The organism is Nocardia halotolerans, assembly GCF_042650145.1.
GTDB lineage: Bacteria > Actinomycetota > Actinomycetes > Mycobacteriales > Mycobacteriaceae > Nocardia > Nocardia halotolerans.
In genome coordinates this window covers 385,954-400,083 of record NZ_JBHSDL010000030.1, presented here as the reverse complement: position 1 = coordinate 400,083, position 14,130 = coordinate 385,954, and the positions used below count along the sequence as shown (strand labels likewise).

The following is a 14,130-nucleotide window of genomic DNA, read 5'->3' as shown; positions in this document are numbered from 1 at the left end:
CGTGCTCGCTGAGTTGAGTCCGCTTACGCGCGTGCCCGCGGGCGCGGACCCTCGGTCGGCCTCCTCGGCCCGGCGGCCCCCTCGGGTGGCAGGTCCTCGGGTGGCAGGTCCTCGGGCGGCAGGTCCTCGGGCGACAGATCCTCGGCCGACAGATCCTCGGCCGACAGATCCTCGGCCGGCAGGTCCTCGGGCGACAGTTCCTCGGCCGACAGGTCCTCGGGCGACAGATCCTCGGGCGGCGGATCCTCGGCCGGCGGAACCCGGCCCCGCGCACGATTCTGACCTACGATCAGTTCGGAATTTGGACGTGGTTATCGAAAGGCCATTGCGCGTGAAACGTACGCCCGTCGGGTTGGTCGTCGCTGTCACAGGTGGGGCCGCAGGGATCGGCAAGGAGATCGCGCGACAGCTCGCCGAGGCGGGGGCGCGGGTCTGCATCGGTGATCTGTCGGGAAAGGCGGCGCGGGAGGCCGCGGCGCAGTTGCCCGGGACGGTGCACGGCTGCGAACTCGACGTGACCGACGCCCGGTCGTTCCACGACTTCCTGGCCACCACCGAAGCGCTACTCGGCCCGGTCGACGTACTGGTCAACAACGCGGGCGTGATGTGGGTGGGTCCGTTCGACCTCGAACCCGAAGCCGCGACCGCCCGGATGCTCGCGGTGAACCTGCACGGCGTGATACGCGGGGTGCGGCTGGCCGCGCCGGCGATGCGGGCGCGCGGCAACGGGCACATCATCACCATCGCCTCGCTCGCGGCGAAGCTGTCGCCGGCCGGCGAAGCCACCTACGCGGCCACCAAGCACGGCGTGCTCGGCTACCTGACCGGCGTGCGCGAAGAACTACGCGGCAGCGGGGTCCGGTTGACGGCGATCATGCCGGGAGTTGTCGATACCGAACTCGCCGCGGGCACCGCCACCGGTTCGGCGCCGCTGTTGCAGCCCGCTGATGTCGCGCGGGCCGTGCTCGACGCGATCGAGCGGCCTCGTTTCGAGGTGACACTGCCCGCCCAGGTCGGGTTGCTGTTGCGGTTGGCCGGGGTGCTGCCGCAGCGGCTCCGCGATGCGGTGCTGCGGCGGACGGTGCCGAATCAAGTCGCGGCCGTCGCCGGTTCGCCCGTACGCCGGGAGTACGAAAAACGGGCACTCGGTGACGCCGGCTCCTGACTCCGCGAGCGCAACGGGCACCCGCGGCACCGCCACACCGCGATCGTGGCACTGCTCGAGCCGTTGTCGTTGACCGGGGCACGGTCGGCGTTTACGCTCTCTGGCAATCACACATATGTTCGATAGTCCATATGTTCGAGTGACGCGGAAGGCGCGAGATGTCCGACGATCGGTCGATCGACCCTGCCGACACCGAGATCACCGCCCTCGCCCAACAGGTCGCCACCGCCCGCGGCAAACTGCCACTGCAACACGACACCGCGCTCTACGACGCCCTCTCCGACGCCGAAATCCGCGCCGAACGCGAACTGGCCGAATGGATTCGCGAGCAACGCCGTAAACAGCGGCGGCGCGCGGTGGCCGATGAACTCGCCGCCGAGCAGCGAGACCGGCGCACCGGGGCACTGATCCGGCGCACCGATGAGGCCGACGCCCGCTGGCATCGCAAGGCGCTGGCCGCACGACGCCGGGTGTCGAGCGCCGACGCGCGCCTGGCCCAGCTGTACCGGCGCGCCGAATGGTCCTCGCGCGCACTGATCGGGGTGGTCGTCCTCGGAATGGTGTGGGCCGGGGTCAATGTGCAACGGAACCTGGTGCCCAGCGGGGACATGAGCGACCCGCTCTACTGGCTCAGCTACGGCATCGAGGCGATGATCTCGATCCCCATCATCGTCATCATGGTCACCGCCACCACTGCCGCCCGCTGGGGCCGTGAACTCGAACGCGGGAAGGTGATCCTCTTCGAGGTCGCCCTGCTCGGCACCACGGTCGCCCTGAACGCGGGCCCTCACCTCGCCACCGGATCATTCGGCCGCGCAGCCGAATACGCGATCGCACCGGTGATGGTAGGAGTGGTGATCTGGTTACACGCCTGGGTCGCGGCACGGTATGCGCTGTTGATCGAGAGCGCGTCGGTGCAGGTGCCCGGGGACGCGAGCTACTCCCCCGCCGACCGGGTGGATTCCGTTGCGGCGCCGGTCCAGCAGAACGATGCTCCGGCCGTGATGGGTTCAGATGAGACCGCTTCGGGGCCGGATCAGCGTAGTGGTGCCCTGAACGCTGGTGAGAGCTCGCCGGTGCGGCCGACAGCCCGGGAACAGAACGGTGCGCGGGACGAGGAACCGCTGCTCGCCGTGCACCGTCCGACCACCACCGCAGCCGATGAGCGCGGCCACTCGCGCCGCCCGTCCACCGACAAGATGACCGCCCCCGGCACGCTCGGACTGCTCCACAAAACACCCGCCGACCAGCACCGCAACGGCAGCACCAACGGGGTGAACCCGGCGTCGCGGCGAATACCGGTCACAGCCGCCGCGCAGGCCACTGCGGGCGAGGCCACCGGTACCGACCCGGTTCCCGAGGCGACGGTGCACGCCGACACCGTCGCCCGTGACCTCAACGGCGACACGTTTGCCCCCACCCCGGTGGTCGCGCACAACGAACCACAGCCTCTGGCCGACGAACCGGAACAACTCACCCTCACCGCGCACACAGCTGAGCAACTGTCCTTGCCCGAAGAGCCGGACCCCACACCCACCACCCCGAAGGCGACGGCGCTTCCCCCGGAGCCGGCCACCCCGGAACCCGATTCGGATGCCCTCACCGACGAGCCGTCGAATCCCGAACCCGAACCCGAGCCGGACACTCCCGTCGACGAATTCGACTACGAGGACACCGAAGTCCGCGCCCTGGCCCGCCAGATCGCCGCAGGCAGCCCCCTACGCCTCACCCTCGACCAGATCGAACAGATCCTCGAACTCACCGACCAGTCATTGTCGGCCCGCAGCGTCGGCGCCGAGGTGGGCGTCTCCGGCCCCACCGTCACCAACATCGTCGACTACGCCCGAAAACTGCGCCACCCCTACGCCTTCACTGGTTGAGAACTCGAGCCCTTTCCGCCCAGAGCTCCAGGCTCCTCGCTATCTCCGAGATGTCCACATCGCCGACGGCGATGCGGTTCATCATCTCCTCCTGCTCATCGGACAGTGGGCGAACCCGGTATCCGTTCAGTCGGAGCATGGCGACACTCGAGACGAATGCGGGTCGCTTGTTGCCGTCGATCAGGGCGTGGTTTCGCGCGATCGAATGCAGGAGAGCAGCGGCCTCGAGGAACAGCCGGGGTACACCTCCTGGCCGAATACGGTCGCCTTCGGCCGCTCGACAGCGCCCGCCAGCAATCCGATGTCGGCCACGGCATGCGGGGTCTTGTTCACCGCACGGGCAATGGCGACGACCTCAGCGAGATCGAGGTAGATCACGCAAGACGTCGCATCAGCTCGGCGTGCTCGTCCATGATCGAGTCGATCATCGACCCGAACGCCTCTGGGACCAAGTCCTGTTCACGCCGGCCGAGCCACTCAGCCAGCTCAGTCAGCCGCCGGTCATCGTCCCCATCGAGCCGCAAAGTCATCGCCATGACTTCATGGTACGAGCCAGGTATCAGCTGGCCGGCGTCACGACGAAGGCCCGCTTCCCAAAGGGAAACGGGCCTTCGTAGCAACGATCTCGATGGATCGAGGAGAAACCTTACTTGGCCTTCTCCAGGACCTCGACCAGACGCCAGCGCTTGGTGGCCGACAGCGGGCGGGTCTCCATCAGCTGAACGTGGTCGCCGACACCGGCGATCTCGTTCTCGTCATGCGCCTTCACCTTGGAGGTGGTGCGAATGATCTTGCCGTAGAGCTTGTGCCGGTGACGGTCTTCCAGCTCGACGACAATCGTCTTGCTCATCTTGTCCGAGACGACGTAGCCGCTGCGTACCTTGCGGCTGTTGCGCTCTTCTGCCTTCTTTGTGGGCTCGCTCATGCCGCATCTCCCTTGCCAGCGGGTGCCGTGGCCAGGCCGAGCTCGCGCTCACGCATGACCGTGTAGATGCGCGCGATCTCGTGACGGACGACGCGCAGACGGCGGTTGTTGTCGAGCTGACCCGTCGCCATCTGGAAGCGCAGGTTGAACAGCTCTTCCTTCGACTCGCGCAGTTTGGCCACGAGCTCTTCTTCGTTGAGCTCGCGGAGCTCTGCGGCCGGTGTTCCGGTAGCCATCAGAACTGCTCCTCCCTGGTCACGATCCTGCACTTCATGGGGAGCTTGTGCATCGCGCGGCGCAGGGCCTCACGAGCGGTCTCCTCGTTGGGGTAAGACATCTCGAACATGACCCGTCCGGGCTTCACGTTCGCGACCCACCACTCCGGCGAACCCTTACCGGAACCCATGCGGGTTTCGGCCGGCTTCTTGGTGAGCGGGCGGTCGGGGTAGATGTTGATCCAGATCTTGCCGCCACGCTTGATGTGGCGGGTCATCGCGATACGCGCCGACTCGATCTGACGGTTGGTGACGTAGGCGGGCTCGAGAGCCTGGATGCCGTACTCACCGAACGCCACCGCGGTGCCGCCCTTGGACATGCCGGAGCGACTGGGGTGGTGCTGCTTGCGGTGCTTGACCCTACGGGGCATCAGCATGCGTCAGCCCTCCTGCTTTTCTGCCGGAGCCTCCGCCACTGCGGTGGCGGCGCGCCCGACCTCGGTGCTGGTCGCGGTGGTGCCGGTGGACCCGGAACGACGCGGACGGCTCGGACGCTCGCGGCGCGGGCGCTCCGGAGCGGTGGTGGCGGCGGTCAGTTCACGACGACCACCGACGATGTCGCCCTTGTAGATCCAGACCTTCACGCCGATGCGACCGAAGGTGGTCTTGGCCTCGTAGAGGCCGTAGTCGATGTCGGCACGCAGCGTGTGCAGCGGAACGCGACCCTCACGGTAGAACTCCGAGCGCGACATTTCGGCGCCACCGAGGCGGCCCGAGCACTGCACGCGGATGCCCTTGACGTTCGGCGAACGCATGGCCGACTGGATGGCCTTACGCATCGCACGACGGAACGCCACACGGTTGGACAGCTGCTCGGCCACACCCTGGGCAACCAGCTGCGCATCCGACTCGGGGTTCTTGACCTCGAGGATGTTCAGCTGAACCTGCTTCTTGGTGAGCTTCTCCAGCTCGGCGCGGATGCGATCGGCTTCCGCGCCACGGCGACCGATCACGATGCCGGGACGCGCGGTGTGGATATCCACACGGACGCGATCACGGGTGCGCTCGATCTCGACCTTCGAGATGCCGGCCCGCTCCATGCCAGTGGCGAGGAGCTTGCGGATCTGAACGTCTTCCTTCACGTATTCCGCGTACTGCTTGTCCGCGTACCAACGCGACTTCCAGTCGGTGGTGATACCGAGGCGGAAGCCATGGGGGTTGATTTTCTGTCCCATTTACTTTGCCCCTCCCTTCCGGCGGCTACGAGTGGCAGCGCCGGCAGTGGGCACGCTCTCGACCTCGATGGTGATGTGGCTGGTGCGCTTGCGAATCCGGAACGCACGACCCTGGGCCCGCGGCTGGAAACGCTTCATGGTGGCACCCTCGTCGACAAAAGCAGTCGAGATGACCAGGGTGGCCGGGTTGAGGCCGAGGTTGTTCTCGGCGTTCGCCGCGGCCGAAGCCACGACCTTGGCCACCGGTTCGCTGGCAGCCTGCGGGGCGAACCGCAGGATCGCCAGCGCGTCCTCGACACGCTTGCCGCGGACCAGGTCCACGACGCGACGCGCCTTCATCGGGGTGACCCGCACGTGCTTAGCGGTAGCGCGGGCAGTCGGGTTCTGAACCGTTTCGGTGTTGGTTTCAGTCATCGCCGCTTGCTCTTCCGGTCGTCCTTGACGTGGCTCTTGAACGTCCTGGTCGGCGCGAACTCACCGAGCTTGTGGCCGACCATGTTGTCCGAGACGAACACCGGGACGTGCTTGCGACCGTCGTGGACGGCGAAAGTGTGACCGATGAAGTCGGGAATGATGGTCGAGCGACGCGACCAGGTCTTGATGACCTGCTTGGTGCCCTTTTCGTTCTGGACGTCCACCTTCGCGAGGAGGTGGTCGTCGACGAACGGGCCCTTCTTGAGGCTGCGTGGCATTTCTTACCTCCTCCTTTAGCGCTTCTTGCCGGTCTTGCGACGGCGGACGATGAGCTTGTCGCTCGGGCGGTTGGGCTTGCGGGTACGGCCTTCGGGCTGGCCCCACGGGGAGACCGGGTGGCGACCACCGGAGGTCTTACCCTCACCACCACCGTGCGGGTGGTCGACCGGGTTCATCACGACACCACGGACGGTAGGACGACGGCCCTTCCAGCGCATACGGCCGGCCTTGCCCCAGTTGATGTTCGACTGCTCGGCGTTGCCGACCTCGCCGACGGTGGCGCGGCAGCGCACGTCGACTCGGCGGATTTCACCGGAGGGCATACGCAGGGTCGCGTACGGCCCTTCCTTGCCCAGCAGCTGAATGCTCATGCCTGCGGCACGGGCCATCTTGGCGCCACCGCCCGGACGCAGTTCCACGTTGTGAATCGTGGTACCGGTCGGGATGTTGCGCAGGGGCAGGTTGTTACCCGGCTTGATGTCGGCCGTGGGGCCGGACTCGATCGGGCTGCCCTGCTTGATGCCCTTCGGCGCGAGGATGTAGCGCTTCTCGCCGTCGGCAAAGTGCAGCAGTGCGATGTTGGCGGTGCGGTTGGGGTCGTACTCGATGTGAGCGACCTTGGCCGGGATGCCGTCCTTGTCCAGTCGACGGAAGTCGATGACGCGGTAGGCACGCTTGTGACCGCCACCACGGTGACGAGTGGTGATGCGACCGTGCGCGTTACGACCACCGGACTTGGTGAGCGGGCGCAGCAGCGACTTCTCCGGCGTCGACCGGGTGATCTCGGCGAAGTCCGAGACACTCGAGCCACGACGGCCCGGTGTTGTCGGCTTGTACTTACGGATTGCCATGAGTTCTTCTCTGCTTTCTGGATCGCCAGTCGCTTACGCGACCGGTCCTCCGAAGATCTCGATGGGCTTGCTGTCGGCCGAGAGGGTCACGAGCGCGCGCTTGGTGTCCTTGCGCTTGCCGTAACCGAAGCGGGTCCGCTTGCGCTTGCCCTGACGGTTGGCGGTGTTGACGCTGGTCACCTTCACGCCGAAAACCTTCTCGACGGCGATCTTGATCTGCGTCTTGTTCGAATCCGGGTGCACCAGGAAGGTGTAGGTGCCTTCCTCGATCAGCCCGTAGGACTTCTCCGAGATGACCGGTGCGAGCAGGATGTCGCGGGGGTCGGCGATGGTGGTCACTTGCTCTCCTCCTGGGCCGACTCGGCGGGACCGTGAACGAAGGCGTTCAGGGCCTCGACGCTGAACACCACTTCGTCGCTGTTGAGCACGTCGTAGGTGTTGAGCTGATCCGGGGCGATCGGCAGCACGTTCTGCAGGTTCGCCACGCTCTTCCACGCGGCGAGGTCCTCGCGGCCGACAACGACGAGGAACTTCTTGCGGTCCGAGAGCTCGGCCAGGAAGTCCTTGGCGTTCTTGGTCGACGGGTTCTGACCCGAGACCAGTTCGGTGATCACGTGGATACGCTCGTTGCGGGCCCGGTCGGACAGGGCACCGCGCAGGGCGGCGGCCTTCATCTTCTTGGGGGTCCGCTGGCTGTAGTCGCGCGGCTGCGGGCCGTGGACGGTGCCACCACCGGCGAACTGCGGTGCACGGGTCGAGCCCTGACGGGCGCGGCCGGTGCCCTTCTGCCGGTACGGCTTCTTGCCACCACCGGAGACCTCGCCACGAGTCTTCGTGGAGTGGGTGCCCTGGCGAGCGGCGGCCAGCTGCGCGATGACGACCTGGTGCATCAGCGCGACGTTGGCGGTCACGTCGAAGATCTCCGAGGGGAGTTCGACGGTGCCTTCGGTCTTGCCGCCTGCGGCCTTGACGCTCAACGTGAGGTTGGCGGACTTCTTCTCCGTGTTCACTGCGGAGCTGGTCATGCGTGCGCACCACCCTTCACGGCGCTCTTGACGATCACGACGTTGCCCTTGCGGCCGGGGATCGCACCCTTGACCAGGAGCAGGCCGTTCTCGGCGTCGATCTTGTGAACCGAGAGGTTCTGCGTGGTCACGCGGTCGTTACCCATACGGCCCGACATGCGCATGCCCTTGAACACGCGGCCGGGAGTGGCGCAACCACCGATGGAACCCGGGCGACGGTGCACAGCCTGCGCACCGTGCGAGGCGCCCTGACCGGCGAAGCCGTGACGCTTCATGGTGCCGGCGAAGCCCTTGCCCTTGCTGATTCCGGTCACGTCGACGTAGGTGCCTTCTTCGAAGACGTCGGCGGAGAGCTCCTGGCCGACCTCGAAGGTGGAGGCATCCGCGACGCGGATCTCGGTGACGTGGCGGCGCGGGGTGACACCGGCCTTGGCGAACTGACCGGAAGTCGGCTTGTTCACCTTGCGCGGGTCGATGGCGCCGAAAGCGATCTGAACGGCCGAGTAGCCGTCGCGCTCCACGGTGCGGATCTGGGTGACCACGTTCGGGCCCGCCTTGATGACGGTGACCGGGACGACGCGGTTCTTCTCGTCGAAGACCTGGGTCATACCGAGTTTGGTGCCCAGGATGCCGGCTGCGGGCCGGTTCTTGTTGTCAGTCATATCTCGAGTCCCCGTCACTGAATGTTGACGTCGACGCTGGCCGGCAGGTCGATACGCATGAGCGCGTCAACCGTCTTCGGCGTCGGGTCGAGGATGTCGATGAGGCGCTTGTGTGTACGCATCTCGAAGTGTTCGCGCGAGTCCTTGTACTTGTGCGGCGAACGGATGACGCAGTACACGTTCTTCTCTGTGGGCAACGGCACAGGCCCGACCACACGGGCGCCGGTGCGGGTCACCGTCTCCACGATCTTGCGCGCAGACGCGTCGATCGCCTCGTGGTCATAGGCCTTGAGCCTGATGCGGATCTTTTGTCCCGCCACGCTAAGTGTCCTTTTCTCCGCTTTCCTTCGTGGTCACAGGAGCTAGCTCCCGCACCACCCTTTTTTGCACAGCCCGAACACATGTTGTTGAGATTCTCAGTCGAGACCGCGACCGCGCACCAGAAGGCACTGCCCGTCTTCGCCGCTGTTCATCTGTCATGGTTCTCCGGTCCACGCGGTCGGGCGTGTCGCCTTTTCGCTCATTCTCCAGCCCTGGTCACGTACTCACCAACGGCCGGGAACTGTGGTCCCGAACGTATCCACGCCGGCGAACCGGCGGGATACAAACTACTGCTCGCCTCGCTCGACCCGCTCGCTCCGAAGAGAGAACTGTCCTGCGCAAGGCAACCCGAACAGTATGCACCATGCCGACGACGCTCTTCAAATCGGGGGCCGTGAGGTATGGGACACGCTGCGGGCTGTACTCGGTAATGGTAGCTGGCGCGACGCCCGCGCTGGTCGGGGGTGGGTTCCGCACTACCTTACTTTTCAGTAAGATACGGGGATGACACAGGAGACCGCGACCTACCGTGGCTGGAAGAAGCTGCCCGACAATCGCATCGGCCACACGCTGTTCTCACTCGGCATGGTCGCCCGAGTGCCCTACTTCGGCACAGTGCTGCCCCGAGTGGTGCGCCTCGAGCCCGGCCGCTGCGAGGTGACCTCGCCCAAGTGGTTCGGCATCCACAACCATCTGGGCACCTTCCACGCCATCGCGGCCTGCAATCTCGCCGAGGTGGCGATGGGCATGCTCAGCGAGGCCACCGTCCCGACCACCCACCGCTGGATCCCCAAGTCGATGAACGTGCAGTACCTGGCCAAGGCCGAATCCGGATTGCGGGCGGTGGCGGAACTGGCCGAGATCCCGGATTTCGCCGCCCTCACCGAGGGGCGCGAGCTTGTTGTGCCCGTCGCGGTCTACGACCGCGACGGCGTGGAAGTGGTGCACGCCGAGATCACCACCTGGGTCACTCCCCGCTGACCACTGGCGGGGACGCCGCGAATCGGTACGGTTGTGGGCGAGCTCACGACAGATGGGGAATCCGATGCTGGAAGTCGCGCACCTGGTCCGCCGCTTCGGCGACAACGTGGCCGTCGACGACGTGTCCTTCGGGGTGGCGCCGGGAACCCTGACCGGATTCGTCGGCGGGAACGGGGCGGGCAAGACCACCACCATGCGAATGATCATGGGAGTCTTGGCCGTCCACGCCGGCGAGGTCCGCTGGGATGGCCGGGCGGTGACCGCGCAGGACCGGCGCTCGTTCGGGTACATGCCCGAGGAGCGCGGGTTGTATCCGAAACAGCCGGTGCTCGATCAGCTGGTGTATCTGGCCCGGTTGCGCGGAATGACGGCGGACACAGCCCGATCGCGAGCCCAGGACCTGCTCGAACGGTTCGGGTTGGCGCAGCGGGGCAAGGACAAACTGGAGTCGCTGTCGCTGGGTAACCAGCAGCGCGTCCAGATCGCGGCGGCGGTGATCGCCCAGCCCTCGGCCCTGATTCTGGACGAACCGTTCTCCGGGCTCGATCCGGTGGCGGTCGACTCGATGGCGGAACTGTTGCGCGAGTACGCCGATCAGGGCGTGCCGGTGCTGTTCTCCTCGCACCAGCTGGATCTGGTGGAGCGGCTGTGCGACCGGCTGGTGATCCTCGCCGGCGGGCACGTGGTCGGACAGGGTTCGGTCGAAGAGCTGCGTTCGGGCGGGGGGTCGCGGTACCGGCTGGTGCTCGACGGTGATCCGGCGTGGTTGCGGGAGTATCCGGGGGTTCGCGCGATCGACATCGACGACGGGCGCGCGCTGTTCGAGATCGACGGTGCCGACACCGACGGGGTGTTGAAGGAAGCGCTCTCGCGCGGGTCGGTGCGGGAGTTCACCGAAGTACGGCCCACCGTGGCCGAGATCTACCGGGAGGTCACGGCATGAGAGGGTCAGCGCCTGGCGGCGGCAGCTCACGTCACCACGGAGGGCGCCCGATCATGCCGAGAAGGTGCAGCATGAGAGGTCGGGGCGGTAGCCCGCACCACCACGCAGTGCACTCGATCGTGTCGAGTAGCTGCAGTGTGAGAAGTCAGCGTCTGGCGGCCATAGCTCGAGTAGGTGTCGCGTGAGCGGGGTGTGGCGGATCGTCGCCGCCCGCGAGATCGCGGTGAAGCTGCGTGACCGTAACTTCGTGATCTCGACGGTGGTGACGATCGTCGTGATCGTCGCGTCGCTGGCCGTGAGCGGGTTCCTCAGCAGCCGACCGGACAAAGTGGAGGTCGCCGTCGCCGGTCCCGAGACCATGATGGTGCTCGACACAGCGAACAGCCTGGCCGCCACCGCCGATACCGACCTCACCTTCGAGGGCCGCGCGGTGGCCGACCGTGGCACGGTCGAGCAGCAGGTGCGCGACGAGGTGGTGGAGGTGGGTCTGGTGCCCGCCGAACCCGATGGCTGGCAGCTCATCGGGAAATCCGCGGAGAACGACGAGGCCACCACCTACATCTCCGCGGCCGCGCAGCAGATCGCGTTGCAGCGCAATGCCGCCGCGGCGGGAGTGTCGCTGGAGGAGCTGGCGCGCGGGGCGGCCGTGGATTACGAACTGCTGGAGAAGGGTGCCGTCGATCCCGGACTGAGCAAGATCGTGGCGTTCGTGTTCGCGTTCCTGTTCTATCTGGCCTCGGTGCTGTTCGGGATGTCGATCGCGCAGAGTGTGGTGGAGGAGAAGCAGAATCGCATCGTCGAGATCCTGGCCAGCGCGATGCCGTTGCGACAGTTGCTGATCGGGAAGGTGGTCGGCAACGCGGTGCTCGCGTTCGTGCAGCTGGCGCTGTTCGTCGGGGCCGGCCTGATCGGGTTGGCGGTGATCGACAAGGGCGCGCAACTGGGCCAGATCGCCGGGGCCGCCGGATGGTTCATCGTGTTCTTCCTCGTCGGTTTCCTGGCGCTGGCCAGCCTGTGGGCGGTCGCCGGATCGCTGGCCACCCGCAGTGAAGACCTGCAGTCCACCGCCACTCCCCTGTCGATGCTCATCATGGTGGTGCTGTTCGCCGGCATCTTCCTCACCGGCACCGGCCGCGTGATCGCCTCCTACATCCCGATCACCTCCATCGTCGCCATGCCGAGCCGCCTCGCCGAAGGCACCGCCGCCTGGTGGGAGCCGTTCGTGGCGCTGGCGTTGATGGGTGTGGTCACCTACGGCATCGTGATCGTCGCCGAGAAGATCTACCGCCGTTCGCTGATGCAGACCCAGGGCCGGCTCACGATGCGCCAGGCCCTGGCCCTGGAGGAATGACCCCGGCGCTTGCGCGGTGGTGAGTGCAGCCGATTGAATGCGGACGTGAGCGTTACGCGGGAATTCGATGTGTGCGTGGTCGGGCTGGGGCCGACGGGGCGTGGGCTGGCGCATCGGGCCGCGGTGGCCGGGTTGCGGGTGGCCGCGGTGGATCCGCGTCCGGACCGGTTGTTTCCGCCGACCTTCTCGTGCTGGGTCGACGAGCTGCCCGCCTGGTTGCCCGACAGCGCGATCGCCCAGCGGATCGCGGCCCCGACGGTGTGGACCACCGGTGAGCTCCGGATTCAGCGGCCCTACTGCGTGCTGTCGAAACCGGGGCTGCACGCGGCGCTGGCCCTCGACGACGCCACGGTGTTCGCCGACCGGGCCCGCCGCGTCGACGCGCACGAGGTGGAGCTCACCGACGGCACGGTACTGCGGGCGGGGACCGTGTTCGATACGCGCGGCCTACCCGGTCCGGGCCGGCGCCGGACGGCCTCGGCGCACGGCATCTTCGTCGACGAGAAGACCGCCGCGCCGATGATCGCCGACGGCGAAGGGCTGCTACTGGACTGGCGGCCCGAGAACGGCGCCGGACCCGACGAGCCCCCATCGTTCCTCTACGCGGTGCCGCTGGGCGACGGGACCGTGATCTTCGAGGAGACCAGCCTCGGTCTGCGCGGTGGGATGCCACAGCACGAACTGCGCAAGCGGACGCTGAGCCGGCTGGCGGCGCACGGCATCCGGCTCACCGGCGACGAACCGCACGAAGCGGCGCACTACCCGCTGGACCAGTCGCCACCGAAGCCGGGCACCGGCGGCGCGGTGCCGTTCGGGTCACGCGGCGGGATGATGCACCCGTGCACCGGGTACTCCGTGGCCGATTCGCTGGCCCTGGCCGACACCGCCGTCACCGCGGTGCGACAGGGCCGGGACCCGGTCGCGGCGCTGTGGCCGTGGCAGGCCCGCGCGGTGTACTGGATGCGGATGCGCGGGCTGTGGGGGCTGGGCCGGCTCACCACCGACCAGTCGATCGCGATGTTCGAGGCCTTCTTCACCGAATCCGAGCGCGGTCAGCGGGCGCTGCTGTCATCGCACGACGACTACCCCGCACTCGGTGCGGTGCTGTTCAACACCGTCGCCCACACCTGGCCGTTTCGCTGGCGCTACGACCTGGTCGGCTGGACCAACCGCGACCGCTGGCTGGACTACCCGTTCGCCCCGGCCGCCGAGACCGACGAACAGCCGGTCTGACGCGGTCAGCCGAATTCGTTCGTTTCCAGGGTGAACGCGAACGGCGACGGCAACTCGATCGACTTGCCGAACGGAACGCGGGTCGACGCGCGGTAGTCGATCAGGTCACCGGAGCCGCCGGGCTCGCCGAAGAGGGTCGCGGACTGTTCGCCCTGATCGATCAGCAGATACAGCGGCACATTGCCGCGTGCGTACGCGCGACGCTTCGCCCCGCGATCGCGATCGGCTTTGTAGCTCGTGACCTCCGCAACCATCAGCACGTGGTCCGGGGGCATCCACGATCCCTGGCCCGCAAACGCACCGACCGGTACGAATACCGCATCCGGGATCACGTGGTCGTCCACTTTGTCCGGCCCGCCGCCGATCGACAGGCCTTTATTGCCCGAAGCATCAGTTTCCAGCTTCGACCGCTTCATCACCTGACGCACAAGAGACGCGATCGCACTTTCGTGGGACCCATCAGGCGGCGGCGTCACAACGATTTCCCCCTCGATCAGTTCGGCGCGAAATCCATCCGGTGTTTCGAACGCGTGAAATCCATCGAGCAGTACCTCCGACGGGCTCCGCGCCGCCGACCGATCCTCTGGCGGCTCATACCGCGCAGCTGTGGTCACCCTGATCGCCTCCTCCGCTCCTGGTCACAGGATACG

General features: G+C 66.9%; 21 protein-coding genes. 6 read left to right on the top strand and 15 right to left on the bottom strand.

The genetic code is table 11. The annotated features are described in order from the left end of the window. The first annotated feature begins 331 nt into the window (after positions 1-331). Together ACFO5K_RS25240 and ACFO5K_RS25235 are read left to right on the top strand one after the other, a co-directional pair. Positions 332-1,165 carry an SDR family oxidoreductase gene (locus ACFO5K_RS25240; RefSeq protein WP_378567974.1) on the top strand — a complete coding sequence of 278 codons (834 nt, stop codon included), beginning with the start codon at positions 332-334 and terminating at the stop codon, positions 1,163-1,165. Positions 1,166-1,323: 158 nt separating this feature from the next. After that, a complete protein-coding gene (locus ACFO5K_RS25235) occupies positions 1,324-3,045 on the top strand; it encodes a hypothetical protein (protein ID WP_378567971.1) in 1,722 nt (573 codons plus the stop codon). On the opposite strand, the gene ACFO5K_RS25230 is transcribed toward ACFO5K_RS25235, so the two are convergent. The 14 genes from ACFO5K_RS25230 to rpsJ form a co-directional block, all read right to left on the bottom strand. After that, entirely contained in the window at positions 3,035-3,247 is a 213-nt protein-coding gene (locus ACFO5K_RS25230) for a hypothetical protein (RefSeq protein WP_378568329.1), read from the bottom strand. The genes ACFO5K_RS25235 and ACFO5K_RS25230 overlap by 11 nt on opposite strands. After that, positions 3,226-3,423, bottom strand: a complete 198-nt coding sequence (locus tag ACFO5K_RS25225; protein WP_378567968.1) for a hypothetical protein — start codon at positions 3,421-3,423, stop codon at positions 3,226-3,228. Before ACFO5K_RS25225 ends, ACFO5K_RS25230 begins: the two co-directional genes overlap by 22 nt. Beyond that, positions 3,420-3,581: a hypothetical protein gene (locus ACFO5K_RS25220; RefSeq protein ID WP_378567965.1), complete on the bottom strand. Its 162-nt coding sequence runs from the start codon at positions 3,579-3,581 to the stop codon at positions 3,420-3,422. The genes ACFO5K_RS25225 and ACFO5K_RS25220 overlap by 4 nt, the downstream gene beginning before the upstream one ends. A 110-nt stretch (positions 3,582-3,691) precedes the next feature. Beyond that, on the bottom strand, positions 3,692-3,970 hold the full coding sequence (rpsQ, locus tag ACFO5K_RS25215) for a 30S ribosomal protein S17 (RefSeq protein ID WP_378567963.1): 279 nt from the start codon (positions 3,968-3,970) through the stop codon (positions 3,692-3,694). Continuing rightward, positions 3,967-4,206: a 50S ribosomal protein L29 gene (rpmC, locus tag ACFO5K_RS25210; RefSeq protein WP_019045024.1), complete on the bottom strand. Its 240-nt coding sequence runs from the start codon at positions 4,204-4,206 to the stop codon at positions 3,967-3,969. The genes rpsQ and rpmC overlap by 4 nt, the downstream gene beginning before the upstream one ends. Continuing rightward, positions 4,206-4,622 (bottom strand): 50S ribosomal protein L16, encoded by a 417-nt coding sequence (gene rplP, locus ACFO5K_RS25205; protein WP_043647584.1) that lies wholly within the window; start codon positions 4,620-4,622, stop codon positions 4,206-4,208. Before rplP ends, rpmC begins: the two co-directional genes overlap by 1 nt. A 3-nt stretch (positions 4,623-4,625) precedes the next feature. Beyond that, positions 4,626-5,420 carry a 30S ribosomal protein S3 gene (gene rpsC, locus ACFO5K_RS25200; RefSeq protein ID WP_378567960.1) on the bottom strand — a complete coding sequence of 265 codons (795 nt, stop codon included), beginning with the start codon at positions 5,418-5,420 and terminating at the stop codon, positions 4,626-4,628. Beyond that, a complete protein-coding gene (rplV, locus tag ACFO5K_RS25195; RefSeq protein WP_378567957.1) occupies positions 5,421-5,834 on the bottom strand; it encodes a 50S ribosomal protein L22 in 414 nt (137 codons plus the stop codon). Next, positions 5,831-6,112: a 30S ribosomal protein S19 gene (gene rpsS / locus ACFO5K_RS25190; protein WP_019045020.1), complete on the bottom strand. Its 282-nt coding sequence runs from the start codon at positions 6,110-6,112 to the stop codon at positions 5,831-5,833. The genes rplV and rpsS overlap by 4 nt, the downstream gene beginning before the upstream one ends. A 15-nt stretch (positions 6,113-6,127) precedes the next feature. Further along, entirely contained in the window at positions 6,128-6,964 is an 837-nt protein-coding gene (rplB, locus tag ACFO5K_RS25185) for a 50S ribosomal protein L2 (RefSeq protein ID WP_378567954.1), read from the bottom strand. Between the two features lie 33 nt (positions 6,965-6,997). After that, the gene (gene rplW / locus ACFO5K_RS25180; protein WP_230812246.1) at positions 6,998-7,303 is read right to left on the bottom strand and encodes a 50S ribosomal protein L23; all 306 of its coding nucleotides are present in this window, start codon (positions 7,301-7,303) and stop codon (positions 6,998-7,000) included. Beyond that, positions 7,300-7,989 carry a 50S ribosomal protein L4 gene (rplD, locus tag ACFO5K_RS25175; protein WP_378567951.1) on the bottom strand — a complete coding sequence of 230 codons (690 nt, stop codon included), beginning with the start codon at positions 7,987-7,989 and terminating at the stop codon, positions 7,300-7,302. Before rplD ends, rplW begins: the two co-directional genes overlap by 4 nt. After that, entirely contained in the window at positions 7,986-8,651 is a 666-nt protein-coding gene (gene rplC, locus ACFO5K_RS25170) for a 50S ribosomal protein L3 (protein ID WP_378567947.1), read from the bottom strand. Before rplC ends, rplD begins: the two co-directional genes overlap by 4 nt. Positions 8,652-8,665: 14 nt before the next feature. Next, positions 8,666-8,971 carry a 30S ribosomal protein S10 gene (gene rpsJ, locus ACFO5K_RS25165; RefSeq protein ID WP_003938093.1) on the bottom strand — a complete coding sequence of 102 codons (306 nt, stop codon included), beginning with the start codon at positions 8,969-8,971 and terminating at the stop codon, positions 8,666-8,668. A 505-nt stretch (positions 8,972-9,476) separates the two neighbouring features. Between rpsJ and ACFO5K_RS25160 the strand changes: the two genes are divergently transcribed. The 4 genes from ACFO5K_RS25160 to ACFO5K_RS25145 all read left to right on the top strand — a co-directional run bounded on the left by ACFO5K_RS25160 (position 9,477) and on the right by ACFO5K_RS25145 (position 13,480). Next, positions 9,477-9,953 (top strand): hotdog fold domain-containing protein, encoded by a 477-nt coding sequence (locus ACFO5K_RS25160; RefSeq protein WP_378567944.1) that lies wholly within the window; start codon positions 9,477-9,479, stop codon positions 9,951-9,953. Positions 9,954-10,017: 64 nt separating this feature from the next. Beyond that, positions 10,018-10,896: an ABC transporter ATP-binding protein gene (locus tag ACFO5K_RS25155; protein ID WP_378567941.1), complete on the top strand. Its 879-nt coding sequence runs from the start codon at positions 10,018-10,020 to the stop codon at positions 10,894-10,896. A 181-nt stretch (positions 10,897-11,077) separates the two neighbouring features. Beyond that, positions 11,078-12,247: an ABC transporter permease gene (locus ACFO5K_RS25150; protein WP_378567938.1), complete on the top strand. Its 1,170-nt coding sequence runs from the start codon at positions 11,078-11,080 to the stop codon at positions 12,245-12,247. Between the two features lie 45 nt (positions 12,248-12,292). After that, positions 12,293-13,480: a lycopene cyclase family protein gene (locus ACFO5K_RS25145; protein WP_378567935.1), complete on the top strand. Its 1,188-nt coding sequence runs from the start codon at positions 12,293-12,295 to the stop codon at positions 13,478-13,480. Positions 13,481-13,485: 5 nt separating this feature from the next. On the opposite strand, the gene ACFO5K_RS25140 is transcribed toward ACFO5K_RS25145, so the two are convergent. After that, positions 13,486-14,094 (bottom strand): Uma2 family endonuclease, encoded by a 609-nt coding sequence (locus ACFO5K_RS25140; protein ID WP_378567932.1) that lies wholly within the window; start codon positions 14,092-14,094, stop codon positions 13,486-13,488. Positions 14,095-14,130: the final 36 nt, after the last annotated feature.